The sequence below is a fragment of the Vermiculatibacterium agrestimuris genome, assembly GCF_943193085.1.
Taxonomy (GTDB): domain Bacteria; phylum Bacillota; class Clostridia; order Oscillospirales; family Oscillospiraceae; genus Vermiculatibacterium; species Vermiculatibacterium agrestimuris.
The window spans coordinates 72,607-87,655 of record NZ_CALPCU010000008.1; the positions used below are offsets into that span (position 1 = coordinate 72,607).

The window sequence follows — 15,049 nt, forward strand, 5'->3', positions numbered from 1 at the left end:
GCCGGGATTTTATCTTATAATAACTTCATCTTTCTGAATATCCGGGTGTGGTGCAGCTGGTAGCACGGGTGGTTTGGGAGCGTGAATGGAAGGTTCGAGTGGTTTGAACCGCAAGCCCGGAAGCGGCTGGGGCAGTAATTTGTTTCAAAATCCCCCGGTGCAGATTTTCGCAGAAAATTCCCCTTTGACCACATGCTTGCCCACAGTCAGAGCAACCTTGCTTTTTCTCGTAAATCATGATATAAACTAAATACCCGGGTGTAGCCTATCGGTTAGGCACTTGGTTTGGGACCAAGCCCAGGCTGGTTCGACTCCAGTCACTCGGACCAAAGCCCCCTGAAATCAACGATTCAAGGGGGCTTTGTTTATTCTTTGTTTCATACAACGCAGGATTTGAAAAAGTTATGGGAATCAGGTTATAGTATTGGTTTATTAGTCGAATTATGTTATAATCAACTTGACATATCCATTCTTGGTGATGGGAGGATTTATAATGCCTATTTCTGAAAAAACGATTCATAATATCTCTGAATATATATCATCAATTACAGATTTGAGAGCGACACACGATAAACTGTGGTTTAGGGGACACTCTGTTATTGATTACGCCCTTCAACCCACGGTATATCGGACACCATACACATGGAAAAATGAGCTGCCTTTATTGCATCAGTTTAAAGCTCGGGCTGCACGCTTTATTGATAGTCCGCCTAATACCGACATCGAATGGCTTTTTATCATGCAGCATCATGCGACGCCAACTCGTCTATTGGACTGGTCTGAAAATGCTCTTGTTGCATTAGCCTTTGCGACACAGTACCGCTCTGGTAAGCATTCTGGAAAAGATGCAATAGTTTGGTGCTTAAACCCTCGAAAGCTTAATGCAAATGTAAGATTTTCAGCGTACGATGATGAGCCTATTCCCAATATTTGTGACAACAAAGAGCTACAAACGATGTTTGAAAGCCCGCGGCAAGACTACCCTGTTGCAATTATTGGGCCTCAGAATACGGATAGAATCATTGCTCAGCGCGGAGTGTTTACGCTGTTTCCAAACAAAGACTCTTTTAGTTTAGAGACCTTAGTACATGCAGAAGATTTTCTATTCAAGATTATTATTCCAGAAAGCAGCATAAACTCTATTAGCGATGATTTATACTATATGGGAATGACGGAAAGCACACTATTCCCAGAATTAGACTCTATATCTAAAGAACTGCGGAAAAACTATGAGAGGAGGTAAGCGGAATGTTTAAGATTTTCCAAGAAACAAAACCCATAAAATGGATACACAATCAGAAAAGCACCATTGATTTTTCGCCTGCCTACCAGCGACACAGCAGTCTTTGGAAGAAAGCGCAAAAACAGTTGCTTATTGACAGTATCCTAAATGGGCTTGATATTCCTAAATTCTATTTTCAATTTATGCCTCCAGCAGTTGAAAATCTACATTATAACTATGCAATTATTGACGGAAAGCAACGCATAGAAACTATCCTGGGATTTATTGATGATGAATTCCCTCTGTCGAATGAGTTCACGTTCTTGGATGACAGCCTTACGCAGCAATTTGGAGATATATCGGGAAAGTATTTTTCAGAACTGGAGAGTATTGTGCCCGCACTTATTGCTCGGTTTTGGCAATATGAGTTAAATATTGTTTTTATGGATACGACGACTCCTGATATAATTAATGAACTTTTTGTACGGCTTAATAGCGGTGTACCTGTCAGCACATCAGAAAAAAGAAACGCAAATGGCGGAATCCTATCAAATAAAATACAAGAGCTTTGCGATACATCGCTATTTTTTACAAAAAAAATAAAAATTGCTAATCACCGATTTGCACAAAATGATTTGGCACTGAAGCTGTTAATGCTTGAATCAGGTGAATGGGATCTCACAAAAAAAAGTGTGGATAATTTTTTAAATGACAATAGAGATTTTCGTTCGTGCAGTACAGCATTTGAAGAACTTAGGCGCAAGGTAAATAGTATTGCAGAAGTTTTTGTAGATCGAGACAACCTTCTCAGCAAAAAAAATATTATAATAACACTTTATACGGTTTTAGCTGACATCCCCATTGAAAAACTACGTCTCTTTATGCAGTACTTTGAGAATTACCGTGTAGCGGTGCAGACAGAAGATAACACGAATGACGAACACGCTTTATTAAATGAATTCACCCGTTTGTTACAGCAAGGGTCTGACAAAAAGAGTTCTATTCAAGAACGAAGCAATATTATGAAAAAATACATACAAGAGTTCTTAAAGTATAATTGAATATTAGCGGGTGTATTATATCATCTATTATTTCGTTCGCTATTACAAAAAGCTCTCTGACGTATTTCGCTTCAGAGAGCTTTTGTCGTTTAGAGATTGTCAGCTGATTTCCTTTCGTATTTCCTCATAATACCTCCTCACCGTGTTTTTATCCACTCCTACCTCTCTTGCAATCAGGCTCTTATTTGTGACCTCCGGGTGCTGACGCATATAGGCAGCAATCAGCTTTTTCTTCTTGCTGATGCCGTCCGGGATGGCACCCAGGTCGCCGCTCTGCTTGATTGCCTGGATCTCCGCTTTCATCTCCGCAATCAGCCCTGGCAACAGGGCTTCGCACTCCTCCTTTGACTTGGCGTACACATTCCGGGAGTGCTTCTTTCCATCTGGCCACACGGGGGAATAGCGGCCTTCCCAGAGGTGTTCGCTGATCTGACTGATACAGCCGGTACCTGGCTTGCGCATCTTGCCGATGTATGGCTGGAAGGTAGTCATAGTCCGCTTCGATTGCGGCTCTGCGGGTAGTTCCTGCGGAGCTGCTTTTCCTATCCCCTGGTCGATCTTTGCCGCTGCCTCCGCCTGCATGGTGTCGGTGACATGGGTATAGATGTCCAAGGTAGTGGCCGCCGACACGTGGCCCAGCATGGCGGAGAGGGTCTTGACGTCCATCCCGCTGCCCAGGGCAGTGGTGGCAAAGGTGTGGCGGAGATCATGGAACCTCACCTGCTTACACTGGGCGTGTTCCAGGATCAGGTGGAGCCGCTGCCTGATGGCTCCCGGATCAATGGGGCTGTCCTCCTTCACCGGGGAGGGAAACATCCAGCGGGAATCCACAGTTTTCTTGTATTCCAGCAGGATCGCCAGCATGGGCGGCGGCAGGATAATGGTGCGAATGGAGGATTTCGTCTTGGGCTGAGAAATCAGGAGGCCGTCCTCCTTGGTGCGGTAGACCTGCTTTGTGATATGTAGTTCCCCTGTTGTCTCGTTCAGATCCTCCCATTGGAGGGCCAGCAGTTCTCCTCGCCGCAGCCCGGTGGTCAGCTCCAGAAGGAAGAGTTCAAAGTAACCCTCCGCCTTTGCTTGGATCAAGAACCGCTGAATCTCCTCACGGGTCAGGACCTGCATTTCCCTCGCCTTCTTGGGCGGCAGCTTGCAGCCAATGGCCGGATTGATTTTAATCAGTCCCTCGTTCTTGGCCCTCTCCAACGCCGTCCTGCAGTTGGCGTGGCAGGCGCGCACCATGCGGTCTGACAACCCCTCTCCATGGTGATCGGCATGGATGAGTCGCCCACTCTTTTTCAGTCTGGAATAGAACTGCTGCAGGTCGTTCTGGGTCAGTTTATTCAGAGGTATCTTACCAAGCTCTGGGATGATGTGTCCGTAGATTCGTCCTTCATAGCCACTTCGGGTGGTAGCCCGCAGCTTCGGTTTGGAGTAGTTCTGATACCAGAAGTCCATCCAGTCCCCGAAGGGCATACCGGGGTGTATCTTCTCCGATTTGGCTGGCCCCAGTTGTTCCTTCAGCTTCTTCAGCTTGTCCATGCACTCGGCTTTAGTCTTACCGAAAACACTTTTCGTCTTGGGGAGGTTCTTTTCATCATAGCCGATGACTACCCGCCCCTCCCAGCGGCCATCCCCTCTCAGACGGACGGTTCCTTCGCCATTCTTGCGCTTTCTTCCCACGGTTTCCACTCCTCTCCTAAGATGTCCGTCATGAAGTCGCCCACGATGCCCGCCGCCTGCTTCTGCATATCCCCGGTCACATGGGTGTAGGTGTCCAGAGTGAAGGAGGCGTTGGTATGTCCCAAGATCCCGGACAGGGTCTTGGCGTCCACCCCGCTCGTCAAAGCGTGGGTGGCAAAGGTATGCCGCAGATCGTGGAAGCGGATACCGGGCAGCCCCTCCCTTTTCAAGATAGCCTTCATATGGTAATAGGCTGAGTGAGGATTGGTAGGCTCCTCCGGCTTTAGCGGCTGAGGGAATGTCCACTCGGTCAAGGCGGTTTTCTTCCGCTCCCGGAGTATCGCCGCTGTTGTCGCCGGCAGGACGATCTTTCGGTTCCCCTTCCCCGTCTTGGGCTCTCCTACGTCCAGGACACCTTCTCTCCCAGCATGGACGGTGCGCTGGATCTTTAGCGTTCCCGCTTCCTCATCGAAGTCCTCCCATTTCAGCCCGCAGAGCTCCCCACAGCGCAGGCCGATGGTCAATTCCGTGTAGAAGAAGTCTCGCCAGACCTCGTCCCTCTGGATAGCTTCCATAAACTTCTCCAGCTGCTTATCGTTGAGAATCTGCTTGGGGCGGTAGTTTGGTTTGGGTACCGCAACGCCCTCTGTGGGATTCTTGGAGATCAGATGCTCCTGCTCCGCGATCTTCATGGCCCGGTGGAACATGGCATGGATGCGGTTGAGCATGGCGTCGGAGATCTGATGTCCAAACTCCGGGTGTTCATGAATCCGCCCTTCCTTCTTTAGCTTGGTATAGAGCTTCTGCACATCTATGGAGGTGATCTGGCTTACCTGCTTGTCTCCCAGGTAGGGCTTGATATAATGTTGGATGTAGTTGCGGTATCCGTCCAAGGTGCTGGGTCGGACGGTGGGTGCTGCGTATTCCTCCAGCCAGCGCTCCAGCCATTCCGATAGGGTCATGCGGCTGTCCTCAGTTAGTTCGATGCCCTCGTAGGCGTCCAGCTTCTGGTGGAGCTTTGCCAGCAATTCCTTCTGTGTAGGGGCGTAAATGTAGTGGAAGATGAGGTCACCGTTTTCCTTGTGGCCCACTACGATACGGCCCTCCCAGCGGCCATCGGGCCGTTTGCGTACCATGCCGTCACCGGATGGTCTGCGTCTTGCCATTTCATCACTTCCCTTCTGATATGACGATGCCGGGATCCTCTCCATCTTGTGTAGAGAGGATCCCGGCATCTTGTAATTCCTTTCTGATTTCCCAGCCCAGTGCAAACCCAGCGGCAAAGTGTTCCTCTGCCGTTTCCTCCCGGAGCCTCTTCTCCGCATCCAGAAGGCAGCGAAGGCGGGCGCCGCTACACTCCAGTTGAGGCTTTAGCTCATGGAATATCTGCTCGATCTTAGCCAGCTCCTCTGTATGGCCGGGCAGGGGGATGAATTTCTTTTGCAGTTCCTTCATGTGATCCAACATTGTGTGCGCCTCCTTTGCAATGACACACAATACCACACCTCACCGCAAATAGCTACTGAATTTTTGGGCTTTCCTTGTTTATAGCGGAGTAACTGGCGGCTGCATAGATCGCTATTCCTATGTCCTGCCAGAAAGATCTTGATGCCTCACATACTTATGCCGCCCATAGTGAAATCCTGGCTTCCGTGGTCATCCAACTTATGACCCATAGCCAGCTTCTTTTCTCTGAGCTGCTCCAGCCGTTTGCGGTCTATGAGGGGCTGCATGGCGGTTGCATCACGAGGCAGCGGAGCTTCCCGGAAAGTTTGGGCCATGCGGCGGAGGAGGCGGGTGACGGACAGCATCACAGAGGGCGGTCCTATGCTGTCCCAGCGATCCAGAAAGAATTGGGCATACTCGTTGCCTTGTTCGGCGGCCTGGGTAAGCCAGTAGAGGGCTTCTTCTCTGTCCTGTGGTACATCCCTCCCCATGAGGTAGAGCTTTCCCAGGGTGTACTGGGCGTATTGATTCCCAGCTTCGGCGGAGGCGGTCAGATGTCTGGCCGCCTTCTCTGCATCTTTGGGAACTTCTTTGCCTGTGAGATAGAGCTTTCCCAGCTGGTAGTGGGCGTACTGGTTGCCCTGGGTGGAGGCTTGTTCATACCAGTTGAGAGCTTCCCTAATCCGTCCCTGCTCCTGGAGAAACTTGCCGAGGGCGTATTGGGAATAGTCATTCCCGGCTTGGGCGGAGAGGTGAAACCAGCGTTCCGCTTGTTCATCATCCGGGATCACTCCCAGGCCGTCCCGGTAGCACTTGCCCAACTGGTGAGCGGCCACCGTCAGCCTTCCCTCCCAGAGCTGTTCCAAGGTATGGACAGCCTCCTCCTGCTCCGCCCAACTTATGTCCTCATCGTAGAGGACAGCCTTGGCTTCCTGATAGGCCATAACTTGCTCCCAGAGGCCTCGTTGCGTAACCGCCTCGTCCTTTTGCTCATCCTCCATTCCCCCATCCTCGAAGGTGACCACGCCCAGGCGGATATTCTCCGCCTCCTGGATGACGGCGTTCAGGATGGAGTGAAACTCCTTCTGTTCAGAGAGAGGAGGGCGCTCCCTCTGTCGCTCCGCATAGTAGTCCTCGATCTCCTGCTGGAGTTCCCACCAAGTCTGGTAGCACCTGTTCACTACTGGGAGTTGCTCCAGCTGGTCTACGATTTTTCTGACCGTTTCCTTAACCTCGGGTGGGAGGTAGCCATATTTTTTCTTGCCCTTCGTCGTTTCCAACTGTATCACCAGCGTCTGCATCAGCGGCTCAATGGCGGGGGCGTTGCAGACACCCGCTTTCATCTGCCGGGTCAACTCACGCATGGCTCGGCGGCTTTCCTGTACCAGTTCATCTCTGGACTTGGACTTCTGCTCATAAGTGTGTAGCATCTCCTGCTGAAAAATATCGTTGGTGAGGACGGACTTGATTTTCTGGATACCCTCTCTGGAGAGATACGCCTGCCCCGGTTTTACCGACCACGCCATCATGTGGACGTGGGGATGGTCCCCCTCATCGTGGAAGGCGGCGTACCAGCGAAAGTCCTGAGGCGAGATGTGCATGGCGGCGGCGATGCCGTTACGGTGTGCTCGGAGGAGGTTTCTCCACTGAAGTGCATGGTCATAACCCAGCCTTTCCGCATCCTCTCGCTTGAGGGAGACGATGTGGGTCCAGATATTACCGGGATACTCGTTGACTTCCTGGATGGCAATGTCCAGATCGACATTGTCTTGGTCACCGAACAGACCGTGAGACCGAGGCCGTTGGGCCATGTACTCCATGTACCCCGAGGGCAGCAGCTCCACGCCGTCTCGTGTGGCGATGTACTTGGCATAGCCGCCCTTACCGCCGCCTTTGATGTAGGGACTCTTGACGATCAGTCTTGCCACAGGTCATCCTCGCCTTCATCATACTGTTCCTGAGCCTTCTGTTCAAAGGTCACCCGTCCGTTGGTGGCCTTCACATTCTTCACGCTCTCCGCCCGGAGCTTCTTCAGATAATCCGGGTCGATGCCCAGATGCTCCAGTAGAACACTGAGTCCCATATCTGTTTCCACCGTCTGTTTGAACAGGAGCTTGGCCAGCCTGTCCTCGAACATTCCCAGCCGTCCATCGATAGCAGACTGGATGGCCACTGGGAGCATTCCATTGTGTTCAGCTTCCAGATGGTCCAGGTAGAAGAGGACAGCCCTTTCAATAAAGTCGTTCTTGCTTCTGCTGCCGTCCTGCTGGTAGCCCACCTCCAGTCGGTACTTTGCCAGCGGCGATAGCCGAATGGTCATTTTGTGTGTATTTTCTGATTTGCTCATAATAGCCTCCATATTGTGCGTTTGGTGCCGGGGAACCGTTGACCACTCTAAGGTGGAGCCTTGGCGTGAGGTCAACGGCTCCTGTTCCCTTCTGGAATGAGGTCACTTTTGACCCCCGTAAACTGCCCGCACTGCGGGCAGTTATGGCCGGAGGGTCACCGCTTGCGGCGGCACTCCTTTATCCTGCTTTCTTTTCAGTGGTGGTTTTCTGTGCGTTCCATCTTGCAGTGTCCAGCTCTACCTGTCGGAGTTGCCGCTGATGATACAGTTCCACCGCTTCTTTGATAGGGCGGATGGTGTACCGCAGACTTCCGTTTCGCTTGATCCCCTTCTTGGTGATGACGGTCGTGTTCTCCGTACTGATGAGGCCCTTGTCCACCAGCTCCGCCACATACTTCTTCACCGTTTTGGGCGAGAGATCTACCGCTTTCCCAATAGTCTTGTAGGACGGCCAGCACTGATGGGTCTTGCGATTCTCGATGTAGAGCAGGTAGGTGTAGATCGATATCTCCGCCGAGTTCAGCTTCAGAGAAAAAAGCTCGTTGGGTAATGTGAACCGTCGCTTGAGCAGATCCTGCTTCTGCCATCCATTCATCATGCCTCACCGCCTTTCGAGTGCTCCGTCACCCAGGCGATGAACTTCTCCTTGGGTACCACCATCCGGTTACCGATGCGGAGCGTCGGAAACTCCGGCTCGTGCATCAGCTCATAGCTACTGGACGGTGCGATGCCCAGCACCTGCGCCACCAGTTCTGCGTTCAGGAACAGCGGTAACTCGTCATAGCTTTTGAATTCAGATCTCTTCATTGGATCCCTTCTTTCCTTTTTGTTGGGCCACACACCGTACCGCTTCCTGTTCCGGACTCTCACCGCAACGTCTTCCCCCGTTGACACGCTTTCCTCTCTCGAAGGTCTTGGCGTACTTCTCCCTGGGAGTATCCTCTCCGATGGTGGGTATTCGGTTTTCAAGGTTCACTTATCCGATCCACGGGGCATTTTGATTTGGCTCTACCGCCGTCGGTGTTTTTATGATAAAATACTTTTACGGGATCTTACATCAGGAAGTGATCTTTACGAAGGGAGTGTCACATATGGCGTTTGATGTCGCTCAGCTATTTCTGGCCGAGACGGACAACGGACTTTTCTCCGTTGTCCTCCACCACGAAATCGGAATTGAGGAGCGTCTGCCTGCCGCCACACCCGCCGAACTCCTGATTGCCGCTTCAGAGATCGACTACACAGATTACCGTCGTGAAGTCCAGCGACTGTGGGACGAACATCCTCTGTTCGAGGAGCGGCTGGACATCCCTGTTGCTGACTTGGAGGATTTTGTTGCCGAGGCGCTTCTCCTCCCTTCCATGCTTCAAGAGAGAGACCCCGTGAGCTTCTTCCTGCTGGGCGAGCTTCTCCATCGGAGTTTGCAGATGAAGGATGATGGCTCCGCCTCTTTCTTACTGAAGGCCGGACATCAGATCCTCCGGGTCCTTCGGGAGCCGTTTCGTGTGCAGACCTATCTTCGGAACGTCCTGGAGGCGGCCTTTGACGGCATGGAGCGCTCCAGCCAGCAGGAGCGGTTTGAGAAACTGAAGCAGACCTATCCCGATGTAGCCCAACTCTGCGATCCCGCATTGTTGGATCATATGCCAGAGGGCCGACGTGTCTTTTCAGCTCATAATCTCTTTGGCCTTTACCTTCTGGAGTTGGCTCTTTACTTCCAGCAGGACAAGCAGCGTATTGCCCGGTGCGACTACTGTTGGCGTTACTTTATCCCGAAAACAAAAAAAGTCACCCGGTATTGTGACCGAGTGACCGATGGGCAGAGCTGCAAGCAGCGGGGCGCAAACCTTGCCCGTCTGGAAGCCACTGAGAAGGATGAGGCTTTGCTGATCTGCAAAAAGCTGCGGGATCGAATGTATTCCCGTTTGGTTCGCTGGCAGGATGCTGCTCCCTCCGAAAGAGACCGACTCATCCCCATGGACTATGATGATTATGACGCATGGAGCGAAAACGCCCGGCTGGCTCGGATGGCATATCTCCAGGGTGACCTCACCGCCGAGGCGTTTCTGCAAAAAATCGACACCACACACGAGTTGGAAAACTACGAAGCAGGCAAGGCAGAGCTAAAAACGGAGGCCACTGCTTGGCAGAAACAGGTAGCAAGCAGTTGGGCATTTGACCGGGAGTCTTTCTATCCGGAATCGATCATGGTTCTGGATACAACTTCCGGAAAGAAGGGTGAGTGGGAGATCCTTACCAGGGATGAGCTTCTCCGTCAAGTTCAGGAGGGACACCAAAGCCTTCGGGAGAAATATCGGAAAGACTGACTATGAAAATAAGCCGAGGCAATTTGCCTCGGCTTATTCATTTGCTTACTGCGAGGTAACTGCTTCCCTTTCAAACCCCACTCCGCCGGGAAAGTTCCTCCTGCCATTTCCGCAGCACATTCCGCAGGGGCTCGTCCAGAATCTCCCACACCTTGTCTTGGATCCACCAGGGCACTCCGTAGGCCGCCTCCGCAATGCTGCCCGTGATGGCGGCCAAGGTGTCGCTGTCGCCCCCCAGGGAGATGGCGTTGCGGATGGCATCCTCAAAATCCTTGCTCTCCAGAAAAGCGATGATGGCCTGGGGCACTGTGTCCTGGCAGCTCTCATTGAACCAGTAGCCGGGCCGGATCTCGTCCAAGGTCTGGCTCAGGTCGTAGCCGAACTCCCGCTCCACATAGGCCTTGATCTCTGCCTTGCTGTGGCCGGTCCGGGCCAGGAAAATGGCAGCTGCCGTACTCTCGGCCCCCTTGATGCCCTCTGGGTGGTCATGGGTCACACCGGCTGCCAGCGCAGCCATGTGCCGGGTCTCTTCCATGGTGTCAAACCACCAGCCCACCGCCGCCGTCCGCATGGCGGAGCCGTTGCCCCAGGAATGGTAGGGCTCCCGGCTGTCAGAAAAGAGCCATGCTCCGAACCGGCCGCCGTAGCCGGCATCGGGATACATCTGGCCGTACTTTTTCATGGCGTCGATGAAAGCGTCCTTCTCCCCAACCTTCATCAGCGCCTCGGCCACAGCAAGAGTCATCACCGTATCGTCGGTGAAAAAGCACTTGTCCTGAAAGAGCAGAAAATCCTTGGTTTTAATGTTGTTAAACTCGTAGACCGAACCCACGATATCCCCAACGATGGCACCGATCATTTCCGCCAACCCCTTTTCTTCATGTCTTTGCGGATGGCCTCCATGGGCGCAGCGGGAACGGCGCCGGTAGCCCGGAAGCATGCCACGGTCTCGGACATAGCTTGGAAGTTCAGCTCGGTCCCGACGCTGTCCGGCACATAGTCCACCGCCCGGTCCCGGGCGATCCCGAACTGCCCCGCCGTCTCCACAGCATCCATATTCGCCCCCAGGAACAGGAACTCCCAGCCGTAGTTCTCCTTCTCGTGCTCGATCATGGCCCGGATCTTCTGGACGGAATACTCCCGGCTGGCGTTCTCCGCCCCATCGGTAATGATGACAAACATCACCTTCTCCGCCCGGTATTCCTCCGCCGTGTTCCGCTGGACGCTCACCAACTTGTGGATGGTTCGCCCGATGGCGTCCAGCAGAGCCGTGGAGCCGCCCACCTGATATTCCTTCCCTGTCATGGGGCTCACCGCCCGGATATCGATGCGGTCGTGGAGGATTTCATAGCGGTTGTCGAAGAGCACCGTGGTGATCCGGCACTCCCCCTCCAGTGCTTTCTGCTTCCGGAGCATGGAGTTAAACCCGCCGATGGTGTCGCTCTCCAGCCCCGCCATGGAGCCGCTCTTGTCCAGGATGAATACCAGTTCCGTTGCGTTCTTTTTCATAGGGAATGACCTCCTGTGTGTTGATGGCTTCATTTTAGCCCACACAGGAGGTCATCGGGTCGCTTGGGAAGCGACAAATTGTTATGCGCCCAGCAACGGCTGGTCGTATGTGAACAGCACCTCGTTGATTTCAAAAATGTCGTACTTCCTATTTACAATGAAGTACTCCACGATCACATCGAACTTGCTGGCATGGGACAGAGCGTAACCCGCCCGCTCCAGCAAGTCGTCGGTTTCCGGGAGGGTCAGCTCCAGAGCGATGGCCAGCGCCAGAATGGTGGGCTTCTTGGGGGTATAACCCTTCACGCTACGGATCTTGGAAAAGAGCTTGCGGTCCATGTTTGCCCGCTTGTAGACCTCCACATCGGTCTTGCCCTTTTTGTCAATGAGCTTCAGAAGGGTATCGGAGAAAGGCTCGTCCAGGTTTTCCATCAGGTCGTCCAGTCCCTGAGCGGGCATGGCCATGGGGGCCGCCATCGCTGGCGCCTGGATACTCAGGTCGGGCCTTGCCGCCTGCCGGTGGGCGTCCTCCTCCACATCCAGAAGCTGCCGCCGGGTGACCCGGTGGGTGTCCACATAGTGCTGGTCGATGTAGCTCTCCACATCCCCCAGCAGGGCCTGGCTGATCCGGAAGGAGGACTTGTCAAAAACCGCCAGGTAGGCCTCCATATCGTGATCCAGCAGGTACTCCTCAATGGCCGACCGGGCCACCTCCAAGGCCTCGTCCTTGGGGTAGCCATAAATCCCGCTGGAGATGAGCGGAAAGGCGATACTCTCGCAGCCGTTCTCCGCCGCCAGCTTCAGGGAGTTTATGTATGCGCTGCGGAGCAGCTCCCGGCACCACTTTTTGTGCCATACATTGTAAACTGGCCCGGCGGCGTGGATGATATACTTCGCCGGCAGTGCGAAGCCGGGCGTAATCGCCGCTTCTCCTGTCTTGATGGAAGCCACCGCATCGCAGGCCGCCTGAAGCTCCCGCTCCCCCGCCGCCCGAAAAATGGCACCGCAAACCCCACCGCCCATTTGCAGGTCGGTGTTGGCGGCGTTGACGATGGCATCCACATTCATTTTTGTGATGTCCTGACGGACGATGGTAAGGGGCACGGAATCACCTCACTGTCTTAGGGTGTATCGTCACTTTCACCTTTTGTTGAGCGAGCACTGTACACAAAATCTTCATCGATATTCAGATCATGCTTTTTCAAAAGCCCTCGGATAAATGAAATACAATCGTAGGCCGAATATCCGGTGCTGATATAGATACCTGTTCCTTTTTTGAATTCCACGCCGCCCTTCAATGCTCCTTGATCATACGAGAATACCGGGTTTTGCCATCCCGGAAGAGCCTCATTTCCTCTTGCCATACATTCAATTACCGTGCTATCCATATCGTATAGCTTAACAGCCACCGAGCGGACCATCGCCGCAAAGCTTTCAACATTTACTCTTTCGCCAAGAAGCTCATAATAGTTCACTTGCTTAAATGTAGCCGTCCTCGAATCTGTGACTCTATATTCCTGATATCTCGGATCGCTGAAGTCAATCTTTTCTTCTGCCTTATCAATGGGGAACAGTTTTAGAATCAACTCCGAAAGGTGAGCCGCCCTCTCCCGAATGGCTTTTTCATCCCAAATAGTCCGTCCCAATACATTGCCATAAAGAACCGTAATATGTGTCGGCGTTTCCGGGTTTTCAAGCATTTGCTTCTTTTCCTCAAAGGACTTATCACCAAGCTCGCTATTATATCCGGTCAAAGTCAAATTGCCAAGAGTATGCAGATACCGCTCATGAACACGCTCCCAGTCATCTCCCAGCATGTTCTGCCAGCTTTTTGACAAGTTTTTATTTTGAGGCATAATGTGTTCAATGCTCAAATCCGCTGTTTGCACCTTCTCTTTACTTTGGTTTTCAACGGCTACCAAAAGGAACTTGCACAGAGCATTCTTGCGATATAGATTTTTCTCCTTCAATGCAAGTATAAATTCCTCATCACTCGGAATGGCATCCTTCGAGCTCATCTGCGTTAGGAATGACACAATAGCATCATAATAGTAGTTCCTATTTTCCTCACGATTAAATACACGCGAATATAAAGTTTTGTAGAGACCTCGCAAAGAATTTGAACCCACTTCACAAATCAAACGCCTGATACTATAATTCAGCAAAAGATTCAACACTTTTGAAAGTGTTTTTTCTGTGATGATCCTCTTTTCAAAATCATCGAAGACCTTAAACAAGAAAAGATAGACGGTGGTTTGCTTTAGTTGGCGCAACCCAGTCAACGCTTTATTCACATCCGCACCGAGTTCATCTGTTCCCGCCAAAAAGATGCGATACTGTTCAGCATAATGCAACAGTTCAGAGAGCATAGACTCGTTGCTATATTTACCGTTTCTAAAGAGCAATTTGAAATTATCATACGCTTCTTTTTCCCTTGTAAATCCGTCAAGTTTCAAATTGAGATAATCAAGGAAAAAAGCTACCATCTCATCTTTGCTAAGTATCTGTTCAATTTTCAACCAATAATCTTCGTATAACCGCTCCTGATCCATCTCCGTCATCAAGACAAAATTTCGAATTTTGTCCGCCAGACTAAGTGGTACTCCAGTAGAATTGATGCGCTCAAATATTTCTTGTTCTTTTCCCCTCTCCTCATCTTCAAGCTTAATCATTGCACAGGTAAGATGCTCTATCCCATCATAAATTTTCTCAATGGTAAGACCATCATCACCTTCAAGTGCTTTTCTCGCCAAGCTGCAGAAGAGTTCGTAATTTTGATAAATACCGCTGGACTTATCCATCTTTTCAGGATGGTCTTCCATAAGAAGCATAAGTTGCTGATTATCACTCTTAATTGGCTTCAATTTCAGCTTGCTCGAGTCATCAATATTATACTTCTTAAACTTGTCTTCATTGAACATTAACGAGCGGAGTTCTGCTTTTTCGCTATCGCTATTGGCTACATCAATAAGCGCCTTCAGCAAGATATAAATTGTGGTCAGGCGCTGCTGGCCATCGATCACAACATAGTAGTCAATCTTATTTTCTGTTTTCAATAGCTCATAGACAACGGAACCTGTAAAATGGTAGCGATCTTGCTCGTGGGCCTGAATGATATCCTCGAAGAGCTTTTCACATTGCTCTGCCGACCATTCATAATTTCTCTGGTAGACCGGAATAGAGTACTGCCTCAAATTCTTATTAATGAAATCGTTTATGAAGCTGCCTTTGTCTATTTTCATTGTAATCACCTCATGTGTAGATAATACAAAGATGTCAATATCTAATTGGCACAAATACACTGTTAAATATATTTTACCACGCCATCAGTGAGTTCTCAACCGTCTTTATCTTTCTTCGACATAGAATTAGTATATCTTTATAATTTACATTATGAGAAGTTCGCCGATGGAGCGGTAAAATGTATTGAGGATGAGATCCCATTTGACCTGCCGGAGGG

14 protein-coding genes and 1 tRNA gene are annotated in these 15,049 nt (G+C 51.1%); 4 read left to right on the top strand and 11 right to left on the bottom strand.

Features of this window, described 5'->3' with window-relative positions:
* Positions 1 to 254 precede the first annotated feature (254 nt).
* The 3 genes from NFR87_RS04275 to NFR87_RS04285 all read left to right on the top strand — a co-directional run bounded on the left by NFR87_RS04275 (position 255) and on the right by NFR87_RS04285 (position 2,283).
* Positions 255 to 329: transfer RNA gene (locus NFR87_RS04275), tRNA-Pro, on the top strand.
* Between the two features lie 164 nt (positions 330 to 493).
* Complete coding sequence (locus tag NFR87_RS04280) at positions 494 to 1,243, top strand: FRG domain-containing protein (protein WP_251446872.1); 750 nt, start codon at positions 494 to 496, stop codon at positions 1,241 to 1,243.
* A 5-nt stretch (positions 1,244 to 1,248) separates the two neighbouring features.
* A complete protein-coding gene (locus NFR87_RS04285; protein ID WP_251446875.1) occupies positions 1,249 to 2,283 on the top strand; it encodes a DUF262 domain-containing protein in 1,035 nt (344 codons plus the stop codon).
* Positions 2,284 to 2,382: 99 nt separating this feature from the next.
* Here NFR87_RS04285 and NFR87_RS04290 read toward each other — a convergent pair whose 3' ends face one another.
* From NFR87_RS04290 to NFR87_RS04320, 7 genes are all read right to left on the bottom strand, one after another.
* Complete coding sequence (locus tag NFR87_RS04290) at positions 2,383 to 3,963, bottom strand: tyrosine-type recombinase/integrase (protein WP_251446878.1); 1,581 nt, start codon at positions 3,961 to 3,963, stop codon at positions 2,383 to 2,385.
* Positions 3,921 to 5,129 (bottom strand): tyrosine-type recombinase/integrase, encoded by a 1,209-nt coding sequence (locus tag NFR87_RS04295; protein WP_251446881.1) that lies wholly within the window; start codon positions 5,127 to 5,129, stop codon positions 3,921 to 3,923. Before NFR87_RS04295 ends, NFR87_RS04290 begins: the two co-directional genes overlap by 43 nt.
* Before the next feature lie 4 nt (positions 5,130 to 5,133).
* Positions 5,134 to 5,430 carry a hypothetical protein gene (locus NFR87_RS04300; RefSeq protein ID WP_251446884.1) on the bottom strand — a complete coding sequence of 99 codons (297 nt, stop codon included), beginning with the start codon at positions 5,428 to 5,430 and terminating at the stop codon, positions 5,134 to 5,136.
* Positions 5,431 to 5,576: 146 nt separating this feature from the next.
* Positions 5,577 to 7,337: a MobP3 family relaxase gene (mobP3, locus tag NFR87_RS04305; RefSeq protein WP_251446887.1), complete on the bottom strand. Its 1,761-nt coding sequence runs from the start codon at positions 7,335 to 7,337 to the stop codon at positions 5,577 to 5,579.
* Positions 7,325 to 7,756 carry a hypothetical protein gene (locus NFR87_RS04310; protein WP_251446890.1) on the bottom strand — a complete coding sequence of 144 codons (432 nt, stop codon included), beginning with the start codon at positions 7,754 to 7,756 and terminating at the stop codon, positions 7,325 to 7,327. Before NFR87_RS04310 ends, mobP3 begins: the two co-directional genes overlap by 13 nt.
* Before the next feature lie 178 nt (positions 7,757 to 7,934).
* A complete protein-coding gene (locus NFR87_RS04315; RefSeq protein WP_251446893.1) occupies positions 7,935 to 8,354 on the bottom strand; it encodes a helix-turn-helix domain-containing protein in 420 nt (139 codons plus the stop codon).
* Positions 8,351 to 8,563 carry a helix-turn-helix transcriptional regulator gene (locus NFR87_RS04320; protein WP_251446897.1) on the bottom strand — a complete coding sequence of 71 codons (213 nt, stop codon included), beginning with the start codon at positions 8,561 to 8,563 and terminating at the stop codon, positions 8,351 to 8,353. Before NFR87_RS04320 ends, NFR87_RS04315 begins: the two co-directional genes overlap by 4 nt.
* Before the next feature lie 284 nt (positions 8,564 to 8,847).
* Between NFR87_RS04320 and NFR87_RS04325 the strand changes: the two genes are divergently transcribed.
* Positions 8,848 to 10,080: a DUF6076 domain-containing protein gene (locus tag NFR87_RS04325; protein WP_251446901.1), complete on the top strand. Its 1,233-nt coding sequence runs from the start codon at positions 8,848 to 8,850 to the stop codon at positions 10,078 to 10,080.
* A gap of 70 nt (positions 10,081 to 10,150) precedes the next feature.
* On the opposite strand, the gene NFR87_RS04330 is transcribed toward NFR87_RS04325, so the two are convergent.
* The 4 genes from NFR87_RS04330 to NFR87_RS04345 all read right to left on the bottom strand — a co-directional run bounded on the left by NFR87_RS04330 (position 10,151) and on the right by NFR87_RS04345 (position 14,831).
* Positions 10,151 to 10,939 (bottom strand): ADP-ribosylglycohydrolase family protein, encoded by a 789-nt coding sequence (locus tag NFR87_RS04330; protein WP_251446904.1) that lies wholly within the window; start codon positions 10,937 to 10,939, stop codon positions 10,151 to 10,153.
* Entirely contained in the window at positions 10,936 to 11,589 is a 654-nt protein-coding gene (locus NFR87_RS04335) for a vWA domain-containing protein (protein ID WP_251446907.1), read from the bottom strand. The genes NFR87_RS04330 and NFR87_RS04335 overlap by 4 nt, the downstream gene beginning before the upstream one ends.
* Before the next feature lie 81 nt (positions 11,590 to 11,670).
* The gene (locus NFR87_RS04340) at positions 11,671 to 12,693 is read right to left on the bottom strand and encodes a macro domain-containing protein (protein ID WP_251446910.1); all 1,023 of its coding nucleotides are present in this window, start codon (positions 12,691 to 12,693) and stop codon (positions 11,671 to 11,673) included.
* 17 nt (positions 12,694 to 12,710) lie between these two features.
* Positions 12,711 to 14,831, bottom strand: a complete 2,121-nt coding sequence (locus NFR87_RS04345) for a DUF262 domain-containing protein (protein ID WP_251446913.1) — start codon at positions 14,829 to 14,831, stop codon at positions 12,711 to 12,713.
* Between the last annotated feature and the right edge of the window lie 218 nt (positions 14,832 to 15,049).

Coding starts and splice junctions, on each gene's coding strand:
- NFR87_RS04335 (WP_251446907.1), bottom strand. CDS start 11,589: ATGAAAAAGAACGCAACGGAACTGGTATTCATCCTGGACAAGAGCGGC.
- NFR87_RS04345 (WP_251446913.1), bottom strand. CDS start 14,831: ATGAAAATAGACAAAGGCAGCTTCATAAACGATTTCATTAATAAGAAT.
- NFR87_RS04325 (WP_251446901.1), top strand. CDS start 8,848: ATGGCGTTTGATGTCGCTCAGCTATTTCTGGCCGAGACGGACAACGGA.
- NFR87_RS04315 (WP_251446893.1), bottom strand. CDS start 8,354: ATGATGAATGGATGGCAGAAGCAGGATCTGCTCAAGCGACGGTTCACA.
- NFR87_RS04320 (WP_251446897.1), bottom strand. CDS start 8,563: ATGAAGAGATCTGAATTCAAAAGCTATGACGAGTTACCGCTGTTCCTG.
- NFR87_RS04295 (WP_251446881.1), bottom strand. CDS start 5,129: ATGGCAAGACGCAGACCATCCGGTGACGGCATGGTACGCAAACGGCCC.
- NFR87_RS04285 (WP_251446875.1), top strand. CDS start 1,249: ATGTTTAAGATTTTCCAAGAAACAAAACCCATAAAATGGATACACAAT.
- NFR87_RS04330 (WP_251446904.1), bottom strand. CDS start 10,939: ATGATCGGTGCCATCGTTGGGGATATCGTGGGTTCGGTCTACGAGTTT.
- NFR87_RS04280 (WP_251446872.1), top strand. CDS start 494: ATGCCTATTTCTGAAAAAACGATTCATAATATCTCTGAATATATATCA.
- NFR87_RS04310 (WP_251446890.1), bottom strand. CDS start 7,756: ATGAGCAAATCAGAAAATACACACAAAATGACCATTCGGCTATCGCCG.
- NFR87_RS04300 (WP_251446884.1), bottom strand. CDS start 5,430: ATGTTGGATCACATGAAGGAACTGCAAAAGAAATTCATCCCCCTGCCC.